The 14,195-nt window shown below is 61.8% G+C and carries 15 protein-coding genes; 10 read left to right on the top strand and 5 right to left on the bottom strand.

All coding sequences use genetic code 11. The features are described 5' to 3' along the window. Position 1 precedes the first annotated feature (1 nt). The 3 genes from CAF90_RS07555 (at position 2) to CAF90_RS07565 (ending at position 2,603) form a co-directional block, all read left to right on the top strand. Positions 2-772 carry an IclR family transcriptional regulator gene (locus tag CAF90_RS07555; RefSeq protein ID WP_085605439.1) on the top strand — a complete coding sequence of 257 codons (771 nt, stop codon included), beginning with the start codon at positions 2-4 and terminating at the stop codon, positions 770-772. Positions 773-853: 81 nt separating this feature from the next. After that, a complete protein-coding gene (locus tag CAF90_RS07560) occupies positions 854-1,444 on the top strand; it encodes a YceI family protein (RefSeq protein ID WP_085605441.1) in 591 nt (196 codons plus the stop codon). A 1-nt stretch (position 1,445) separates the two neighbouring features. Beyond that, positions 1,446-2,603 (top strand): phosphatidylserine/phosphatidylglycerophosphate/cardiolipin synthase family protein, encoded by a 1,158-nt coding sequence (locus CAF90_RS07565; RefSeq protein WP_007957893.1) that lies wholly within the window; start codon positions 1,446-1,448, stop codon positions 2,601-2,603. Between the two features lie 147 nt (positions 2,604-2,750). On the opposite strand, the gene bglX is transcribed toward CAF90_RS07565, so the two are convergent. Next, a complete protein-coding gene (gene bglX, locus CAF90_RS07570; RefSeq protein ID WP_085605443.1) occupies positions 2,751-5,042 on the bottom strand; it encodes a beta-glucosidase BglX in 2,292 nt (763 codons plus the stop codon). A 259-nt stretch (positions 5,043-5,301) separates the two neighbouring features. Here bglX and CAF90_RS07575 point away from each other — a divergent pair, with 259 nt between their 5' ends. The 4 genes from CAF90_RS07575 to CAF90_RS07590 all read left to right on the top strand — a co-directional run bounded on the left by CAF90_RS07575 (position 5,302) and on the right by CAF90_RS07590 (position 8,645). Continuing rightward, positions 5,302-5,910, top strand: coding sequence for a LemA family protein (locus CAF90_RS07575; RefSeq protein ID WP_007957897.1), 609 nt, complete (start codon positions 5,302-5,304; stop codon positions 5,908-5,910). Between the two features lie 13 nt (positions 5,911-5,923). Then, positions 5,924-6,676: a YgcG family protein gene (locus CAF90_RS07580; protein WP_085605446.1), complete on the top strand. Its 753-nt coding sequence runs from the start codon at positions 5,924-5,926 to the stop codon at positions 6,674-6,676. Between the two features lie 28 nt (positions 6,677-6,704). Further along, on the top strand, positions 6,705-7,322 hold the full coding sequence (locus CAF90_RS07585) for a TPM domain-containing protein (protein WP_085605448.1): 618 nt from the start codon (positions 6,705-6,707) through the stop codon (positions 7,320-7,322). A gap of 90 nt (positions 7,323-7,412) precedes the next feature. After that, entirely contained in the window at positions 7,413-8,645 is a 1,233-nt protein-coding gene (locus CAF90_RS07590) for an SAM-dependent methyltransferase (RefSeq protein WP_085605450.1), read from the top strand. On the opposite strand, the gene CAF90_RS07595 is transcribed toward CAF90_RS07590, so the two are convergent. Next, positions 8,635-9,549 carry a DMT family transporter gene (locus CAF90_RS07595; protein WP_085605452.1) on the bottom strand — a complete coding sequence of 305 codons (915 nt, stop codon included), beginning with the start codon at positions 9,547-9,549 and terminating at the stop codon, positions 8,635-8,637. The genes CAF90_RS07590 and CAF90_RS07595 overlap by 11 nt on opposite strands. A 169-nt stretch (positions 9,550-9,718) precedes the next feature. Between CAF90_RS07595 and CAF90_RS07600 the strand changes: the two genes are divergently transcribed. Both CAF90_RS07600 and CAF90_RS07605 read left to right on the top strand, forming a co-directional pair. Continuing rightward, on the top strand, positions 9,719-10,300 hold the full coding sequence (locus CAF90_RS07600; RefSeq protein ID WP_085605454.1) for a DJ-1/PfpI family protein: 582 nt from the start codon (positions 9,719-9,721) through the stop codon (positions 10,298-10,300). 22 nt (positions 10,301-10,322) lie between these two features. Next, a complete protein-coding gene (locus CAF90_RS07605) occupies positions 10,323-10,667 on the top strand; it encodes a YegP family protein (RefSeq protein ID WP_085605457.1) in 345 nt (114 codons plus the stop codon). A 142-nt stretch (positions 10,668-10,809) separates the two neighbouring features. Here CAF90_RS07605 and CAF90_RS07610 read toward each other — a convergent pair whose 3' ends face one another. Together CAF90_RS07610 and CAF90_RS07615 are read right to left on the bottom strand one after the other, a co-directional pair. Further along, on the bottom strand, positions 10,810-11,691 hold the full coding sequence (locus tag CAF90_RS07610) for a dihydrodipicolinate synthase family protein (protein ID WP_085605459.1): 882 nt from the start codon (positions 11,689-11,691) through the stop codon (positions 10,810-10,812). Between the two features lie 26 nt (positions 11,692-11,717). Continuing rightward, on the bottom strand, positions 11,718-12,500 hold the full coding sequence (locus CAF90_RS07615; protein ID WP_007957912.1) for an aldolase: 783 nt from the start codon (positions 12,498-12,500) through the stop codon (positions 11,718-11,720). Between the two features lie 108 nt (positions 12,501-12,608). Here CAF90_RS07615 and CAF90_RS07620 point away from each other — a divergent pair, with 108 nt between their 5' ends. After that, complete coding sequence (locus CAF90_RS07620; protein ID WP_007957913.1) at positions 12,609-13,151, top strand: helix-turn-helix domain-containing protein; 543 nt, start codon at positions 12,609-12,611, stop codon at positions 13,149-13,151. Here CAF90_RS07620 and CAF90_RS07625 read toward each other — a convergent pair whose 3' ends face one another. Beyond that, complete coding sequence (locus CAF90_RS07625; protein WP_085605461.1) at positions 13,152-14,171, bottom strand: DUF4917 family protein; 1,020 nt, start codon at positions 14,169-14,171, stop codon at positions 13,152-13,154. Positions 14,172-14,195: the final 24 nt, after the last annotated feature.

The raw sequence follows: 14,195 nt of genomic DNA on the forward strand, positions 1-14,195 counted from the left end.
CATGGGCAGCAAGGCAGACACCGGCAGCGTGCGCTCGGTCGAACGGGCGCTGGCCATCGTCGATTTGCTCGGCGAGCATCAGGCGTTGGGGCTGGAGGAATTGCACTACCTGACGACCCTGCCCAAGGCCACGGTGTCGCGGATGCTCGCGACCTTGCAGGAGCAGGGCTGGGTCTATCGCGGCCTCAGCGACCGCCGCTACCGGTTGTGCGCCAAGCGGCTGTTCGGTGATCGTCAGCAACGTTTCAAGCGCCACCTGGTGGAAAGCGCCGCGCCGATGCTGCTGGAGCTCAGCGAGCGCACCGGGCTGGTGGCGGATTTGTCCTGCTTCGACGGCGAGCGGGTCGAAGTGATGGAAAGTGCGATCCCGCAAGTGCTGCGCAAACGCTATCCAACCAACTGTCAGATCGTCGGCCATCACGCGAGCCTGTTTCATTCGGCCATGGGTCGCGCGTGCCTTGGCGAACTCGACAGCCAGGACGTAAAGCGCTTGGCCGAACGCGAACAGTTGGCGGATGACGGTGTATTGCAGGCCACCGAGCAAGCCTTGCATCAGGGCTTCGGCCAGCGCACCGAAGGTTACTGGGAATACCCCGTGCGCCTGCCGTTCCTGATTCGCGCGGTGGCGTTGCCGATACGTGCCCAAGGGCGGTTGGTCGGCAGCATGGCGCTGCACTGGCCGATGGATCAGGCGCCGGTGGAGCGGGTGCTGAGCCTGCACCTCAACAGCCTCGCGTCGACCATCGGCGAGGTGCAGCAGGCGTTGGCCTGAGCGTTTGCAGAGACTGACAGTTTGCAATAACGCCACGGCCAGTTAAGGTTCGTGCAGGTTTATCGGCCCCACGAGTCTTCAATGTTCAACCGTTCTCTGTGCAACGCCTTCGCCGGCCTGCTGCTGGGCGCCGCTGCGCTGCCGGCCCAGGCCAACTGGTATCTGGACGGCGAGTCGTCGCGGCTGTCGTTCGTCAGCACGAAAAACGCCAACGTGTCCGAAGTGCAGCGCTTTCTGGTGCTGCACGGCAAGGTCGATCCCGATGGCCGCGCCGTGGTCGAAGTCGAGCTGGACTCGATCAACAGCGGCATCCCGCTGCGTGACGAGCGCATGCGCAAGGAACTGTTCCAGATCGAGCAGTTCCCCGAAGCGACCATCACCACCCAGATTGACCTGCGCCCGATCAACGATCTGGCCCCCGGCGCGCAGCTTGAATTGCGCCTGCCGCTGACCGTCAACCTGCACGGCAAGCAACACGAATATCCCGCCGAACTGCTCGCCACGCGCCTCGATGACCGACGCTTTCAAGTAGTGACCCTGGAGCCGCTGGTGATCAGCGCCGAGGATTTCGATCTGCTGCCGGGCCTGGAAAGCCTGCGCAACATGGCCGGCCTGTCGGCCATCAGTCTGTCGGTGCCGGTGGGTGCGGTGCTGATCTTCACGGCGCGCTGACATGCGCGGCGCGGTGTTTCCGTGGCGTGATGGCAACCGCTTCGAGCTGTTGATCGACGGCCCGCAATTCTTCCCGCGCATGCTCGACGAGATTGCCCGTGCCCGCGAGCAGATCGAACTGGAGCTGTATCTGGTGGAAGCCGGCGCCTGTGCCGAAACCATCGTGCAGGCGCTGGTGCTGGCGGCGGAGCGGGGCGTGCGGGTGCGTTGCCTGTTCGACGATTACGGCAGCCTCGCCTTCACCCTCACGTTGCGCCGGCGGCTGACCGGTGCCGGGGTCGAGCTGCGTTTTTACAACCGGCTGAACTGGCGGCGCTGGGTCGGCAATTTTTATCGCGATCATCGCAAGCTGTTGTTGGTCGACCAGCGTCTGGCGGTGGTCGGCGGCACCGGGGTCACCGATGAATTCTGGACGCCGGGTCACGACACCAGCGAATGGCACGAGGTCATGGTGGAAATCACCGGCCCGCTGGTGCTCGACTGGCAGTTGCTGTTCGACCGCCAATGGATTGCCAACCGCCATCGCCGGGCCTGGAGGCCCAACGCGCATTTCGGCCTTCCGCGACTGCCCCGCGTGCCGGACACGGGCGAGGGCATGGGCCGCGTGGCCTACGCCGATGCCCGTCAGCATCGGGACATTCTGCAATCGTTGTTCCGCGCGCTGAACAGCGGTCAAAAACGCATCTGGCTGGCGACGCCGTACTTTCTGCCGACCTGGAAAATCCGCCGCTCCCTACGCAAGGCCGCCGCCCGTGGCCTCGACGTGCGCCTGCTGCTGACCGGGCCGCGCACCGATCATCCGTCGGTGCGCTATGCGGGGCATCGCTACTACCCGCGCCTGCTCAAGGCCGGAGTAAAAATATACGAATACCAGCCGTGTTTCCTGCACCTGAAAATGGTGCTGGTGGACGATTGGGTGAGCATCGGTTCATGTAATTTCGATCATTGGAATCTGCGCTTCAATCTTGAGGCGAATCTGGAAGCGCTGGATCCGTCATTGACGGCAGCGGTGGCGGCGAGTTTCGAGAAGGACTTCGGCCTGAGTCAGCAGGTGAGTCTGGAAGAATGGCAGCGCCGGCCGTTGTGGCGGCGGGTGAAGCAGCGGATCTGGGGCTGGGTGGATCGGGTGGTGGTCAACTTGCTGGATAGACGCGGCTAGTCGCTGTCCCTGATTGATCGTTCCCACGTCGAGGCGTCGAACCGTCCGCGTGGGAATGCAGCCCGGGACGCTCCGCGTCCCAAAGCGGACGCAGAGCGTCCATTGAGGCATTCCCACGCAGAGCGTGGGAACGATCGGGGCGCCGGATTAAAGCAACTCAAAGCTCTGCTGCGTCACGTCCTGGGAATCCAGGCCGATCTGCACGTTGAACTTGCCAGGCTCGGCCGCGTATTTGAGCTGGGCGTTGTAGAACTTCAGGTCATCTTCGGTGATGGTGAAGTGCACAACCTTCTGCTCGCCAGCCTTGAGCATGATCTTCTGGAAGTTCTTCAGTTCCTTGACCGGACGGATCATCGAACCGGTGACGTCCTGGATATACAGCTGCACCACGGTTTCGCCGTCACGCTTTCCGGTGTTCTTGACCATGACACTGGCGTCGAGCTTGCCGGTGGCGTTCAGGGTGGTCGAGGACAGCGCCATGTCGCTCAGGCTGAAGTTGGTATAGCTCAGGCCGTAACCGAACGGGAACAGCGGGCCTGTCGTGTCATCGAAATACTGCGAGGTGTAGTTGCCCGGTTTGCCCGGCGTGAACGGCCGGCCAATGCTCAGGTGGTTGTAGTAGGTCGGGATCTGGCCCACGGAGCGCGGGAAAGTCACCGGCAGTTTGCCCGACGGGTTGTAGTCGCCGAACAGCACGTCGGCGATGGCGTTGCCGCCCTCGGTGCCGCTGAACCAGGTTTCCAGAATCGCGTCGGCCTGTTCTTTTTCTTCGAGGATGGTCAGCGGACGGCCGTTCATCAGCACCAGCACCAACGGCTTGCCGGTGGCTTTCAGGGCACGGATAAGCTCGCGCTGATTTTCCGGGATGTTCAGGTCGGTGCGGCTCGACGATTCGTGGGACATGCCACGGGATTCACCCACGGCTGCAACCACAATGTCGGCATCCTTGGCGGCTTTCACCGCTTCGTCGATCAACACGTTGGCCGGACGCGGGTCATCGACCACTTCCGGGGCGTCGAAGTTGAGGAAGTTCAGGTAGTCGAGGACTTTCTTGTCGCTGGTGATGTTGGCACCACGGGCGTAGATCAGGTTCGCCTTGTCGCCGATCACATTGCTCATGCCGTCGAACAGGGTCACCGATTGCGCCGGACGACCGGCGGCAGCCCAGCTGCCCATCATGTCGATCGGGGCCTTGGCCAACGGGCCGACCAGCGCGACTTTGGCGGTTTTCTTCAGCGGCAGGGTTTCGTTCTGGTTCTTCAGCAGCACCAGGCTGCGACGCGCCACTTCGCGGGCGTCGGCGCGGTGCAGGCGGCTGTCGGCGTAGGTGTCGGCCGGATCGTCTTCAGCCTTGCCGATGCGCAGGTACGGGTCTTTGAACAGGCCCATGTCGTACTTGGCCGCGAGGACTTCACGCACCGCGTTGTCGATGTCTTTCTGTTCGATCTCGCCGGACTTGAGCAGCCCCGGCAGCTCTTTGCCGTACAGGGTGTCGTTCATGCTCATGTCGATGCCGGCCTTGATCGCCAACTTCGCCGCTTCACGACCGTCGCGGGCCACGCCGTGCTTGATCAGTTCGAAGATTGCGCCGTGGTCGCTGACTGCCAGGCCCTTGAAGCCCCAGTCCTTGCGCAGCAGGTCGTTCATCAGCCAGGTGTTGGCGGTGGCCGGGATGCCGTTGATCGAGTTCAACGCCACCATCACGCCGCCGGCGCCAGCGTCGATGGCCGCGCGGTACGGTGGCAGGTAGTCCTGGTACATCTTCACCGGGCTCATGTCGACGGTGTTGTAGTCGCGACCGCCTTCGACAGCGCCGTACAGGGCGAAATGCTTGACGCTGGCCATGATGCTGTCGGCCGCGCTTGGGGTCTCGCCCTGATAGGCCTTGACCATGACTTTGGTGATGCGCGAGGTCAGGTAGGTGTCTTCACCGAAACCTTCTGAGCTGCGGCCCCAGCGCGGGTCGCGGGAGATGTCGACCATCGGCGCGAAGGTGATGTCGAGGCTGTCGGCGGCAGCTTCTTTAGCAGCGACGCGACCGGACTGGCCGATGGCGTCCATGTCCCAGCTCGAGGCCAGGGCCAGCGGAATCGGGAAAATCGTACGGTGACCGTGGATCACGTCGTACGCGAAAAACATCGGGATCTTCAGGCGGCTGCGCATCGCAGCGTCCTGCATCGGACGGTTTTCCGGGCGGGTGATCGAGTTGAACGTGCCGCCGATGTTGCCGGCGGCGATCTCTTTGCGGATCAGCTCGCGGGGCATTTCCGGGCCGATGCTGATCAGGCGCAACTGGCCGATCTTCTCGTCGAGGGTCATTTGTTTCATCAGGTTACTGATGAACGCATCCTTGTTTTCCAGGGGTACCGGGGTCGTGGCGGCCAGTACTTGATGACTGGCCAGGCTGACGAACAGGCCCAGCAAACACAGCTTCTTCATGAATAGTTTTCTCAAGGGCGCAAACGGCAATGCAATGCCGGCCAGCCAAAATTTAGGGAGCGACTATTGTTGTTCGGGTGTTGACGCAAAAAACGACGCCGAATAAACGCTGCCGGATCGAGCAGCGTGATCGCGCAGGGCCTCTTTTTAGCCCATCGGCCCGCCGCAATCCAGTGGCGCGGGCGATTATGCCCCAAGAGCCGACCGAGAAGGTTTCGCGCTCGAATTTTCATGAAATGTGCAAGGGAGCACCCGTCCGATGAATGTCAGTCCTGTCTACCGCTCGCGTTTGCAGGTCGCCACCTTGCTGGTGCTGGCCACGTTGTTGACCGCTTGCGGCATCAACAACATCCCGACCCTCGACGAACAGGCCAAGGCTGCCTGGGGCCAGGTGCAGAACCAGTACCAGCGGCGCGCCGACCTTATCCCCAATCTGGTGGAAACCGTGAAGGGTTACGCCAAGCACGAGGAAGAAACCCTGACCGCCGTGATCGAGGCCCGGGCAAAGGCGACGTCGATCCAGGTCGATGCCAGCACCCTCGACAACCCGGAAAAGCTCAAGCAGTTCCAGCAGGCCCAGGATCAGCTGACCGGTGCCTTGAGCCGGTTGATGGTGGTGTCCGAACGCTATCCGGACCTGAAGGCCAACCAGAACTTCCTCGCCCTGCAATCGCAACTTGAGGGCACTGAGAACCGCATCGCCGTGGCCCGACGGGATTTCATTCTGGCGGTGCAGAAATACAACACCGAAATCCGCACCTTTCCCGGTCGCCTGTGGCACAGCGTGATGTACAGCGACCTGCCGATCCGCGAGACCTTCGAAGCCACCAGCCCCGGCGCGGACAAGGCCCCGGAAGTGAAGTTCTGACCCGGGGATGCCCATGCGTGTGTTGAAGATGGGCCTGGTGCTGATGCTGTGGCTGTTCGCCGTCAGCGCCCGGGCCGAGTTGACCTTTCCGGCGCTGACCGGGCGGGTGGTGGACGACGCGCAGATGATCGAGCCGTCGGTGCGCGCGCAACTGAGCCAGCAGTTGCAGGCCCACGAACAGGCTACCGGCGAGCAACTGGTGGTCGTGACCTTGCCAAACCTGCAAGGCGCCACCATCGAGGACTACGGCGTCGAACTCGGCCGGCACTGGGGCATCGGTCAGAAGGACAAGAATAACGGTGCCCTGTTGATCGTCGCCCGGGACGAGCGCAAATTGCGCATCGAAGTCGGTTACGGGCTGGAGGATCGCCTGACCGATGCCCAGAGTTCGGTGATCATTCATCAGGTGATCACGCCGTCGTTCAAGACTGGCAATTTCAGCAAGGGCATCAGTGATGGCGTGGCGGCGATGCTGGTGGTGCTGGGCGGCAATCCGCTGGACGAACCGTCCACGGTGTATGAATCGGCCGGCGATCCTGCGGACGATTTCGTCTCGCGGCACCCGGCGTTGTTCGTATTTCTGGTGATGTTGTTCATCCTGACTGTTTTTGTCTGCCAGATGCTCGGTATCCTTCCCGCCGGCCGGGGCGGCTCCGGAGGAGGGGGCGGCTTTGGCGGTGGTGGATTTGGCGGCGGCGGTGGAGGCGGGGGCTTCAGCGGCGGCGGTGGCAGTTTCGGCGGGGGCGGGTCCTCCGGCGGCTGGTGATAACAATAATGAGCAGGCACTTCACGACATGGCATTACTGACTGAACACGAACAACGCAAGGTCGCCGAGGCCATCGCCCGGGTCGAGCGCGACACCGACGCCGAACTGGTGACGGTGCTCGCGGCCCGCGCCGACGACTACGCGTACATCCCGCTGCTGTGGGCCAGCCTGCTGGCGCTGGTGGTGCCGGGGATCGTGCATTACCTGACCGGCTGGCTGACGATGCACAGCTTGTTGCTGGTGCAGTGGGTCAGTTTTGTCGTGCTGTGCCTGGTGTTTCGTCTGCCCAAAGTCACCACTCATCTGATCCCGCGTCATGTCCGCCACTGGCGTGCTTCGAACCTGGCGCGGCGGCAGTTTCTCGAACAGAACCTGCACCACACGGTGGGCAGCACCGGCATGCTGATTTTTGTCTGCGAGGCGGAGCGGTATGTGGAGATTCTGGTGGATGAGGGGATTTCCAAGAAGCTGGATAACAAGAGCTGGGATTCGATTGTTGCGGCGTTTACCGAGCAGGTAAGGCAGGGGCAGACGTTGCAGGGCTTTGTTACCTGCATTGAAGCGTGCGGGGAATTGCTCAAGGTGCATGTGCCGGTTACGCAGGTGAGGAATGAGTTGCCGAATCGGTTGGTGGTGTTGGGATAAGCCGTTCGGGAAATTAGCCGTGCCCTCGAACGCCATCCCCCCTAAACTAGCGCCCATTCCCGATTTGCCCGTCCGAGGCCGTTTTTTCCCATGTCCGTTACCGCTCCCTCCGCATCTGCCAAACCGGCGCCCGATCACCACGCCCGGTTCATCGAGCTGCTGCAAACCAGCCTCGAACAGAACGGCTTCATCAAATTGGTGCTGGCAAAGTACGTCGGCGAAGAAGCGGATCTGCAGCGGATCATCATCAAGCCGGTGACGGTCAAGGCGCAGCCGTGCCTGTCCTTCGTTTATCGCTACAAGACCCGCGATATCACCAAGAACCTGCCGCTGGACGAAGCGGTGACGACGATTGCCGGGCTGCTGCCGTCGGCGTTCAAAAATGCGCATTTGCTGGCGCTGACTGACGAAGCCCAGCTCGAATACAGCAAAAAGGGCAAGAGCTCGCTGTTCATGAGCAAACCTCAGCAATTGCGCGAAGTGCCGTCCGCCGAGCACAACCGCGAGAAAAACCGTTTCCTCGATCTGAACCGCCCGTTCCTCAAGGATCTGGGCGTGACCAACGCCCAGCACGAGCTGATCCCGGCGATGTCGCGCAAGTGGAAGCAGATCAACAAGTTCATCGAAGTGTTCAGCCACGCGCTGACCTCGTCGCCGCTGGCCATGGACAAACCGGTGCGGGTGGCGGATTTCGGTTCGGGCAAGGGTTACCTGACGTTCGCCATCCATGACTATTTGCGCAACACCCTGAAGGCCGAGGGCGAAGTCACCGGCGTCGAGCTGCGTGAAGAGATGGTCAACCTGTGCAACACCGCCGCCGCGAAGCTGGAACACCCGGGGCTGGTGTTCAAATGCGGCGATGTGCGCAGCGTGGCGCCGAGCGAGCTGGACGTGATGATCGCCCTGCACGCCTGCGACATCGCCACCGACTATGCGATCCACACCGGCATCCGCTCCGGCGCCTCGATCATCATGTGCTCGCCGTGCTGCCACAAACAGATCCGCTTGCAGATCCAGAGCCCGGCGCTGCTCAAGCCGATGCTGCAATACGGTCTGCACCTGGGCCAGCAGGCCGAAATGGTCACCGACAGCTTGCGTGCGCTGTTCCTTGAAGCCTGCGGTTACGAGACCAAGGTGTTCGAGTTCATCTCGCTGGACCACACCAACAAGAACAAGATGATCCTCGCCGTGAAGCGCGCCGAGCCGGTGGACCCGACTCAGCTGCTGGTGAAAATCCAGGAATTGAAAGCGTTCTACCAGATCAGCGAGCACTGCCTCGAAACCCTGCTGCTCGCTGACGGCCTGCTGAAGCTCAAGGCTTGAGCTGAACCCCCGCCGGTAACGTGCCCGGTTGAGCCGGGCGCACCGCGGTCTTGCGACCGAGCATCACCGTCGCGATCACCCCACAGGCGAACAGCCAGGTGATCGGCTCCACGTGTTCCCCAAAGAACAGCGCGGAAAACGCGATGGTGAAGAAGATCTGCAACAACTGGATCTGACTGACCCGGGCAATGCCCCCCATGGCCAGCCCGGCGTACCAGGCGAAGAAGCCCAGAAACTGCGAAAACAGCGCGACATAGCCGAAGGCCCACCAGGTTTTTGCCGATACCGCGCCCTCATGCTGCAACGCCAGGTACAGCACCGGGCCGATCAGCAGCGGCGTCGACAGCACCAGCGCCCAGCAGATCACCTGCCAGCCGCCCATCTCCCGGGCCAGACGCCCGCCCTCGGCGTAACCCAGACCGCCTACCGCGATCGCCCCGAGCATCAGCAAGTCCCCGGCCTGAATGCTGCCGGCGCCGGTGTACAACGCATAACCCAGCACCAGCGCACTGCCCAACGCGGCGCAGGCCCAGAAGGCTTTCGACGGACGTTCATGGGACAGCCACGCGGCATAAAGCGCCACGCACAGCGGCTGCAAACCGTTGACCAGCGCGCCGTGGGACGCCGGCAACGTCTGCATGGCCCACGCCGACAGCACCGGGAAACCGAGAATCACCCCGGCGATCACCAGGCTCAGGCCTTTGACTTGCTTCCAGGTCGGCCACTTTTCCCGTCGCCACAACAACAGCGCCGCTGCCGGAATCGCCGCGAACAACGCGCGGCCCAGGCCATTGAGCAGCGGGTGCAGTTCCTGCACCACGATGCGGGTGAAGGGCAGGGTAAGGCTGAAAATCACCACGCCGAGCAGGCCGAGGGCCATGCCGGTGTTTTCGCGCGAAGACATGAGGGCAACCAGATTCGAGGGTGGCAGGGAGGTGGCTTCATCTAGCCACAATCCACGGCAATCGGGCTGTTACAGCTGGGCGCAGAGTTATCCATACAGTTTGCGAACGCCATCGCGGTCCTTGGGCTACTGTGAATATTCCTGCGCATTCACCAGAGGAGTCCTGTCCATGGCCGCGAAAAAGATATTGATGCTGGTTGGCGATTACGTCGAAGACTACGAAGTGATGGTGCCGTTCCAGGCCTTGCAAATGGTCGGGCACACCGTGCATGCCGTGTGCCCGGACAAGGCTGCCGGCAAGACCGTGCGCACCGCGATCCATGACTTTGAAGGCGACCAGACCTACAGCGAGAAACCCGGTCACCAGTTCGCCCTGAACTTCGATTTCGCCAAGGTCGATGCCAAGGATTACGACGCACTGCTGGTGCCCGGCGGCCGTGCGCCGGAATACCTGCGGCTGAACGAAAAAGTCCTCGAACTGGTGCGAGCGTTCGACAAGGCCGGCAAGCCGATTGCCGCTGTCTGTCACGGCGCGCAACTGCTGGCGGCAGCGGGGATTCTCGAAGGCCGCGAGTGCAGCGCTTATCCGGCCTGTGCCCCGGAAGTGCGGTTGGCCGGTGGCACCTACATCGACATCCCGGTCACGGACGGCCACGTCCAGGGCAACCTGGCCACCGCGCCTGCCTGGCCGGCGCACCCGAACTGGCTAGCGGGTTTCCTCGGGTTGCTTGGAACCAAAATCACCCTGTGACACATCGATAAGGAGAAACACCATGTCCGGATGGTATGAGTTGAGCAAAAGCAGCAACGGCCAGTACAAGTTCGTGCTGAAAGCGGCGAATGCCGAAACCATTCTGACCAGTGAGCTGTACACCAGCCGCACGGCCGCCGAAAACGGCATTGCCTCGGTGCAGACCAACAGCCCGCTGGACGAGCGTTATGAGAAGAAGTCGACGAAGGACGGGCATCCGTACTTCAACCTCAAGGCTGCCAATCACCAGATCATCGGCAGCAGCGAATCCTATTTATCGGATGCGGCGTGTGACAAGGGCATCGCCAGCGTCAAGGCCAATGGGCCGACGAAGGTGATCAAGGACAAGACCTTGCCGGTTCTTTGAATCCAGCACAAAAACCTGTAGGAGCGAGCTTGCTCCGGGCGGCGATCCGACGATGACGGTTCATCAGTCGACATCGTTGTCGGATCTAATGGCCTCATCGCGAGCAAGCTCGCTCCCACAAGGGTTGGTGTGTACCTTGAGATCAGCTCAGGCTTTTGAGAATGGCCTGCAACTGGTTACGCCCGGCTTCGCTCAGCGGGAACACCGGCAAACGCGGATCACCGACTTCCAGATCCGTCAGTCGCAGACCGGCCTTGATCGTCGCCGGCAAGCCACCCTTGAGGATGAAATCCAGCAGCGGCAACTGGCGGTAGAACAACTCCCGCGCCTTGCCGAGATCCCCCGCCAGCGTGGCTTCATACAAATCCAGGTTGAGCTGCGGAATCAGGTTCGGTGCTGCCGTGCACCAGCCTTTGGCCCCGGCGGCGAAGGCTTCCAGCGCCAGCGGGTTGCAGCCGTTGTAGAACGGCACCCGGCCTTCGCCGAGCAGTTGCAGCTTGTGCATGCGCTGGATGTCGCCGGTGCTCTCCTTGACCATGGTCACGTTTTCCACGCCGTTGACGATGCGCAGGATCAGTTCCACCGACATGTCGGTGCCGCTGGTGGCCGGGTTGTTGTAGAGCATGATCGGCACGCCGATGCTGTCGCCGATGGCGCGATAGTGGGCGAGGATTTCCGCCTCGGTCAGCTTCCAGTAAGAGGCCGGCAGCACCATCACCACGTCGGCGCCATGGGCCTCGGCGAAACGGGCGCGGCGTACCGCTTTGGCGGTGGTCAGGTCGGACACGCTGACCACGGTCGGCACGCGTTTGGCCACGTGCTTGATGCTGAACTCGGCGACCTGATCCCACTCCGCATCGCTCAGGTAGGCGCCTTCGCCGGTGCTGCCCAGTGGCGCGATGGCGTGGACGCCGCCGGCGATCAGACGGTCGATGGAGCGGCCGAGGGCCGGCAGGTCAACGCCTTCGCCGTTGGCGCCGAACGGGGTGATGGTGTAGCCGATGATGCCGTGAATATTGGACATGAGAGTGCTCCGCAAGGATGAGGTGTTCAGTTCAGGCAATCGGCGTGCTGACGCAGGTTCTGCCGGGCGTAGTAGTTGAACGCGGCAGCATGGCGTTTGGGTTTCGAGACCCAGTCATGCGCCTCGCGACCCAGCTCGGGGATGATCGGTTTGATCGTCCCGGCAGCCATCGCCAGCAGTTGCAACTTGGCGGCGCGTTCGATCAATTGCGCGATGACACAGGCTTCCTCGATGGTCGTGCCGGTGGACAGCTGACCATGGTGGGAAAGCAGGATCGCCCGTTTGTCGCCCAACGCCCCGGCAATCAACTCGCCTTCTTCGTTGCCCACCGGCACACCCGGCCAGCCTTCGAGGAACGCGCAATCGTCGTACAGCGGGCACAGGTCCATGTGGGAAATCTGCAGCGGCACTTCCAGCATCGACAGCGCGGCAATGTGCGTCGGGTGAGTGTGGATGATGCAGTTCACGTCCGGCCGGGCGCGGTACACCCAGCTGTGGAAACGGTTGGCCGGGTTGGCCATGCCGTGGCCTTCGAGCACTTCCAGGTCTTCGTTGACCAGCAGCAGATTGCTCGCGGTGATTTCATCGAAACCCAGCCCCAGTTGCTGAGTGTAGTAAGTGCCCGGCTGCGGGCCACGGGCGGTGATCTGTCCGGCAAGGCCCGAATCGTGGCCGTTCTCGAACAGGATCCGGCAGGTCAGGGCCAGCTTTTGCCGGTCTGTCCACGTATTATCCGCCAGGCTTTTTTGCATCTGGGTCAGCGCTTGCTTGACCAGTTCGTCTTTGGGTAGTGCTAATGTCTTCGCCATATCCGTGTCCTGTGGTGGTTGCCATGGATGACACTTAAGAGGCTATATGACACTTTGTGTCATTGGCAAGGACAAATCGTCTTTCCTTTGCTGGATTAATCGCTTCGCATGTCTATCCGTTTGAAATTATTGAGAAAAAAACTTGGCGTAACACTTGAGGCACTGGCCGAGAAATCCGGCATGACCAAGAGTTACCTGTCGAAGGTCGAGCGCGGGTTGAACACGCCGTCGATTGCCGCCGCGCTGAAACTGGCCAAGGCGCTGAACGTGAAAGTCGAGGAGCTGTTCTCCGAGGACAACGTCAGCCTCGACAGCTACAGCCTGGTGCGCAGCCACGAACGCCAGTCGCTGGCGGCCAACGACCACAGCCCCGGCTACGCAGTGCTGGCCCATCAGGTCAGCGAGCGCAGCCTGCTGCCGTTCATCATTTATCCGCCGAGCGAATTCACCGACAAAACCTTCAAGGAACACTTGGGCGAGGAATTCCTGTTCGTCCACGAAGGCCAGGTCGAAGTGGATTTCGTGAACGAACGGGTGCTGCTGGAGCGGGGCGATGCGCTGCACTTCAATGCGCAGAAACCCCATCGCATCCGCTCAGTGGGCGAGGTGCAGGCGCAGTTGCTGGTGGTGGTGCACAGCAGCGAGGAGTGATCAGACCTCGACCGGCACCGACAGCTTCGGATTGCCCAGGGCGTGGCTCTTGGAATCAAAGAACCGCAACTCGACGCCCGTGCCCTCGAACAGCTTCGCGTAGTGGCGCTTCTGGTGCTGGATGAATGCCGCGCTGCGCGGGTAGATCGAGATCGCCACGGTCTTCGGTTTCGCCAGACGCAGGGCGCGCACGAGGTGGCTGTCCTGTTCGCCCAAGGCGTGACCGAAGATGCACAGGTTGTCGCCGTGACCGAGTAACTGGTCGTAGCAGAATGACAGGTAATCGGAACTGCGGATGGTCTTGAGCTTGTCGGCGCTCGGCCCTTCGTTGACGAACAGCGGCACGTCGTCCAGCGTCTTGATCGTGTTGTTGATCGCGAAACTGCCGAGCAGCGTACCCTCGGTGGCGGTCAGTTTGCGCGCGGTGCCGTCCTGATTGCGCACCAGATGCAGACCGCCGTGCAGGTACAGCAGACGCGGTTTTTCAGTGCTGCTTTCGCACAGATCGAAACTGGCGTCGGGGCCATTGAACAGGTCGTCGATTGCCTCGCCCTGATGTTGCAGCGCCCAGTAATTGAGCAGGTCGTAATTGGTGGTGAACACCGTGCGATAACGCGCCAGTTCACTGTTCAGGGTCGCCAAAGTCGAGGCTTTGATCAGCCGCCACGGGATGTGAACTGCGTGGACGGTGTTGATCAGCGCTTCCTTGATCGCGTAGTAGCGATTGCGCGGCGCGGCCGAGCTGACGGCCAGCGCCTTGTTGACCCGGCTGGTGGTTTTCAGCGCGCCGAGCACCTGCTCGAAGCTGCGCGTCTGCATGGCGTCGAACACGCTCAGTTCCGACGGGCTCAACGGTTTTTCTTCCACCGTGCGGGCGTTTTCGAACAGCGAGTCGTAGCCGAAATCGTCCCACACCGCGCGACTGGCGCCGTTGCCCAGCAGCAGACCGCTGAAGTCGGTGGTGGCGCGCAACGCGTTCCAGTCTTCGAGTGTGGCGTCGACATCCAGAAAATCGGTCATTGCAGGGCACGTCTCAAAACAAAG

Source organism: Pseudomonas sp. B37(2017) (genome assembly GCF_002112885.1).
GTDB classification, from domain to species: domain Bacteria; phylum Pseudomonadota; class Gammaproteobacteria; order Pseudomonadales; family Pseudomonadaceae; genus Aquipseudomonas; species Aquipseudomonas paraglycinae.

Excerpts from the sequence above, each read along its gene's own strand:
- CAF90_RS07590 (WP_085605450.1), top strand. The coding sequence starts at position 7,413 with ATGTCCGTTACCGCTCCCTCCGCATCTGCCAAACCGGCGCCCGATCAC.
- CAF90_RS07615 (WP_007957912.1), bottom strand. The coding sequence starts at position 12,500 with ATGGCGAAGACATTAGCACTACCCAAAGACGAACTGGTCAAGCAAGCG.
- CAF90_RS07605 (WP_085605457.1), top strand. The coding sequence starts at position 10,323 with ATGTCCGGATGGTATGAGTTGAGCAAAAGCAGCAACGGCCAGTACAAG.
- CAF90_RS07595 (WP_085605452.1), bottom strand. The coding sequence starts at position 9,549 with ATGTCTTCGCGCGAAAACACCGGCATGGCCCTCGGCCTGCTCGGCGTG.
- bglX (WP_085605443.1), bottom strand. The coding sequence starts at position 5,042 with ATGAAGAAGCTGTGTTTGCTGGGCCTGTTCGTCAGCCTGGCCAGTCAT.
- CAF90_RS07580 (WP_085605446.1), top strand. The coding sequence starts at position 5,924 with ATGCGTGTGTTGAAGATGGGCCTGGTGCTGATGCTGTGGCTGTTCGCC.
- CAF90_RS07620 (WP_007957913.1), top strand. The coding sequence starts at position 12,609 with ATGTCTATCCGTTTGAAATTATTGAGAAAAAAACTTGGCGTAACACTT.
- CAF90_RS07610 (WP_085605459.1), bottom strand. The coding sequence starts at position 11,691 with ATGTCCAATATTCACGGCATCATCGGCTACACCATCACCCCGTTCGGC.
- CAF90_RS07575 (WP_007957897.1), top strand. The coding sequence starts at position 5,302 with ATGAATGTCAGTCCTGTCTACCGCTCGCGTTTGCAGGTCGCCACCTTG.
- CAF90_RS07565 (WP_007957893.1), top strand. The coding sequence starts at position 1,446 with ATGCGCGGCGCGGTGTTTCCGTGGCGTGATGGCAACCGCTTCGAGCTG.
- CAF90_RS07560 (WP_085605441.1), top strand. The coding sequence starts at position 854 with ATGTTCAACCGTTCTCTGTGCAACGCCTTCGCCGGCCTGCTGCTGGGC.
- CAF90_RS07555 (WP_085605439.1), top strand. The coding sequence starts at position 2 with ATGGGCAGCAAGGCAGACACCGGCAGCGTGCGCTCGGTCGAACGGGCG.
- CAF90_RS07585 (WP_085605448.1), top strand. The coding sequence starts at position 6,705 with ATGGCATTACTGACTGAACACGAACAACGCAAGGTCGCCGAGGCCATC.
- CAF90_RS07600 (WP_085605454.1), top strand. The coding sequence starts at position 9,719 with ATGGCCGCGAAAAAGATATTGATGCTGGTTGGCGATTACGTCGAAGAC.
- CAF90_RS07625 (WP_085605461.1), bottom strand. The coding sequence starts at position 14,171 with ATGACCGATTTTCTGGATGTCGACGCCACACTCGAAGACTGGAACGCG.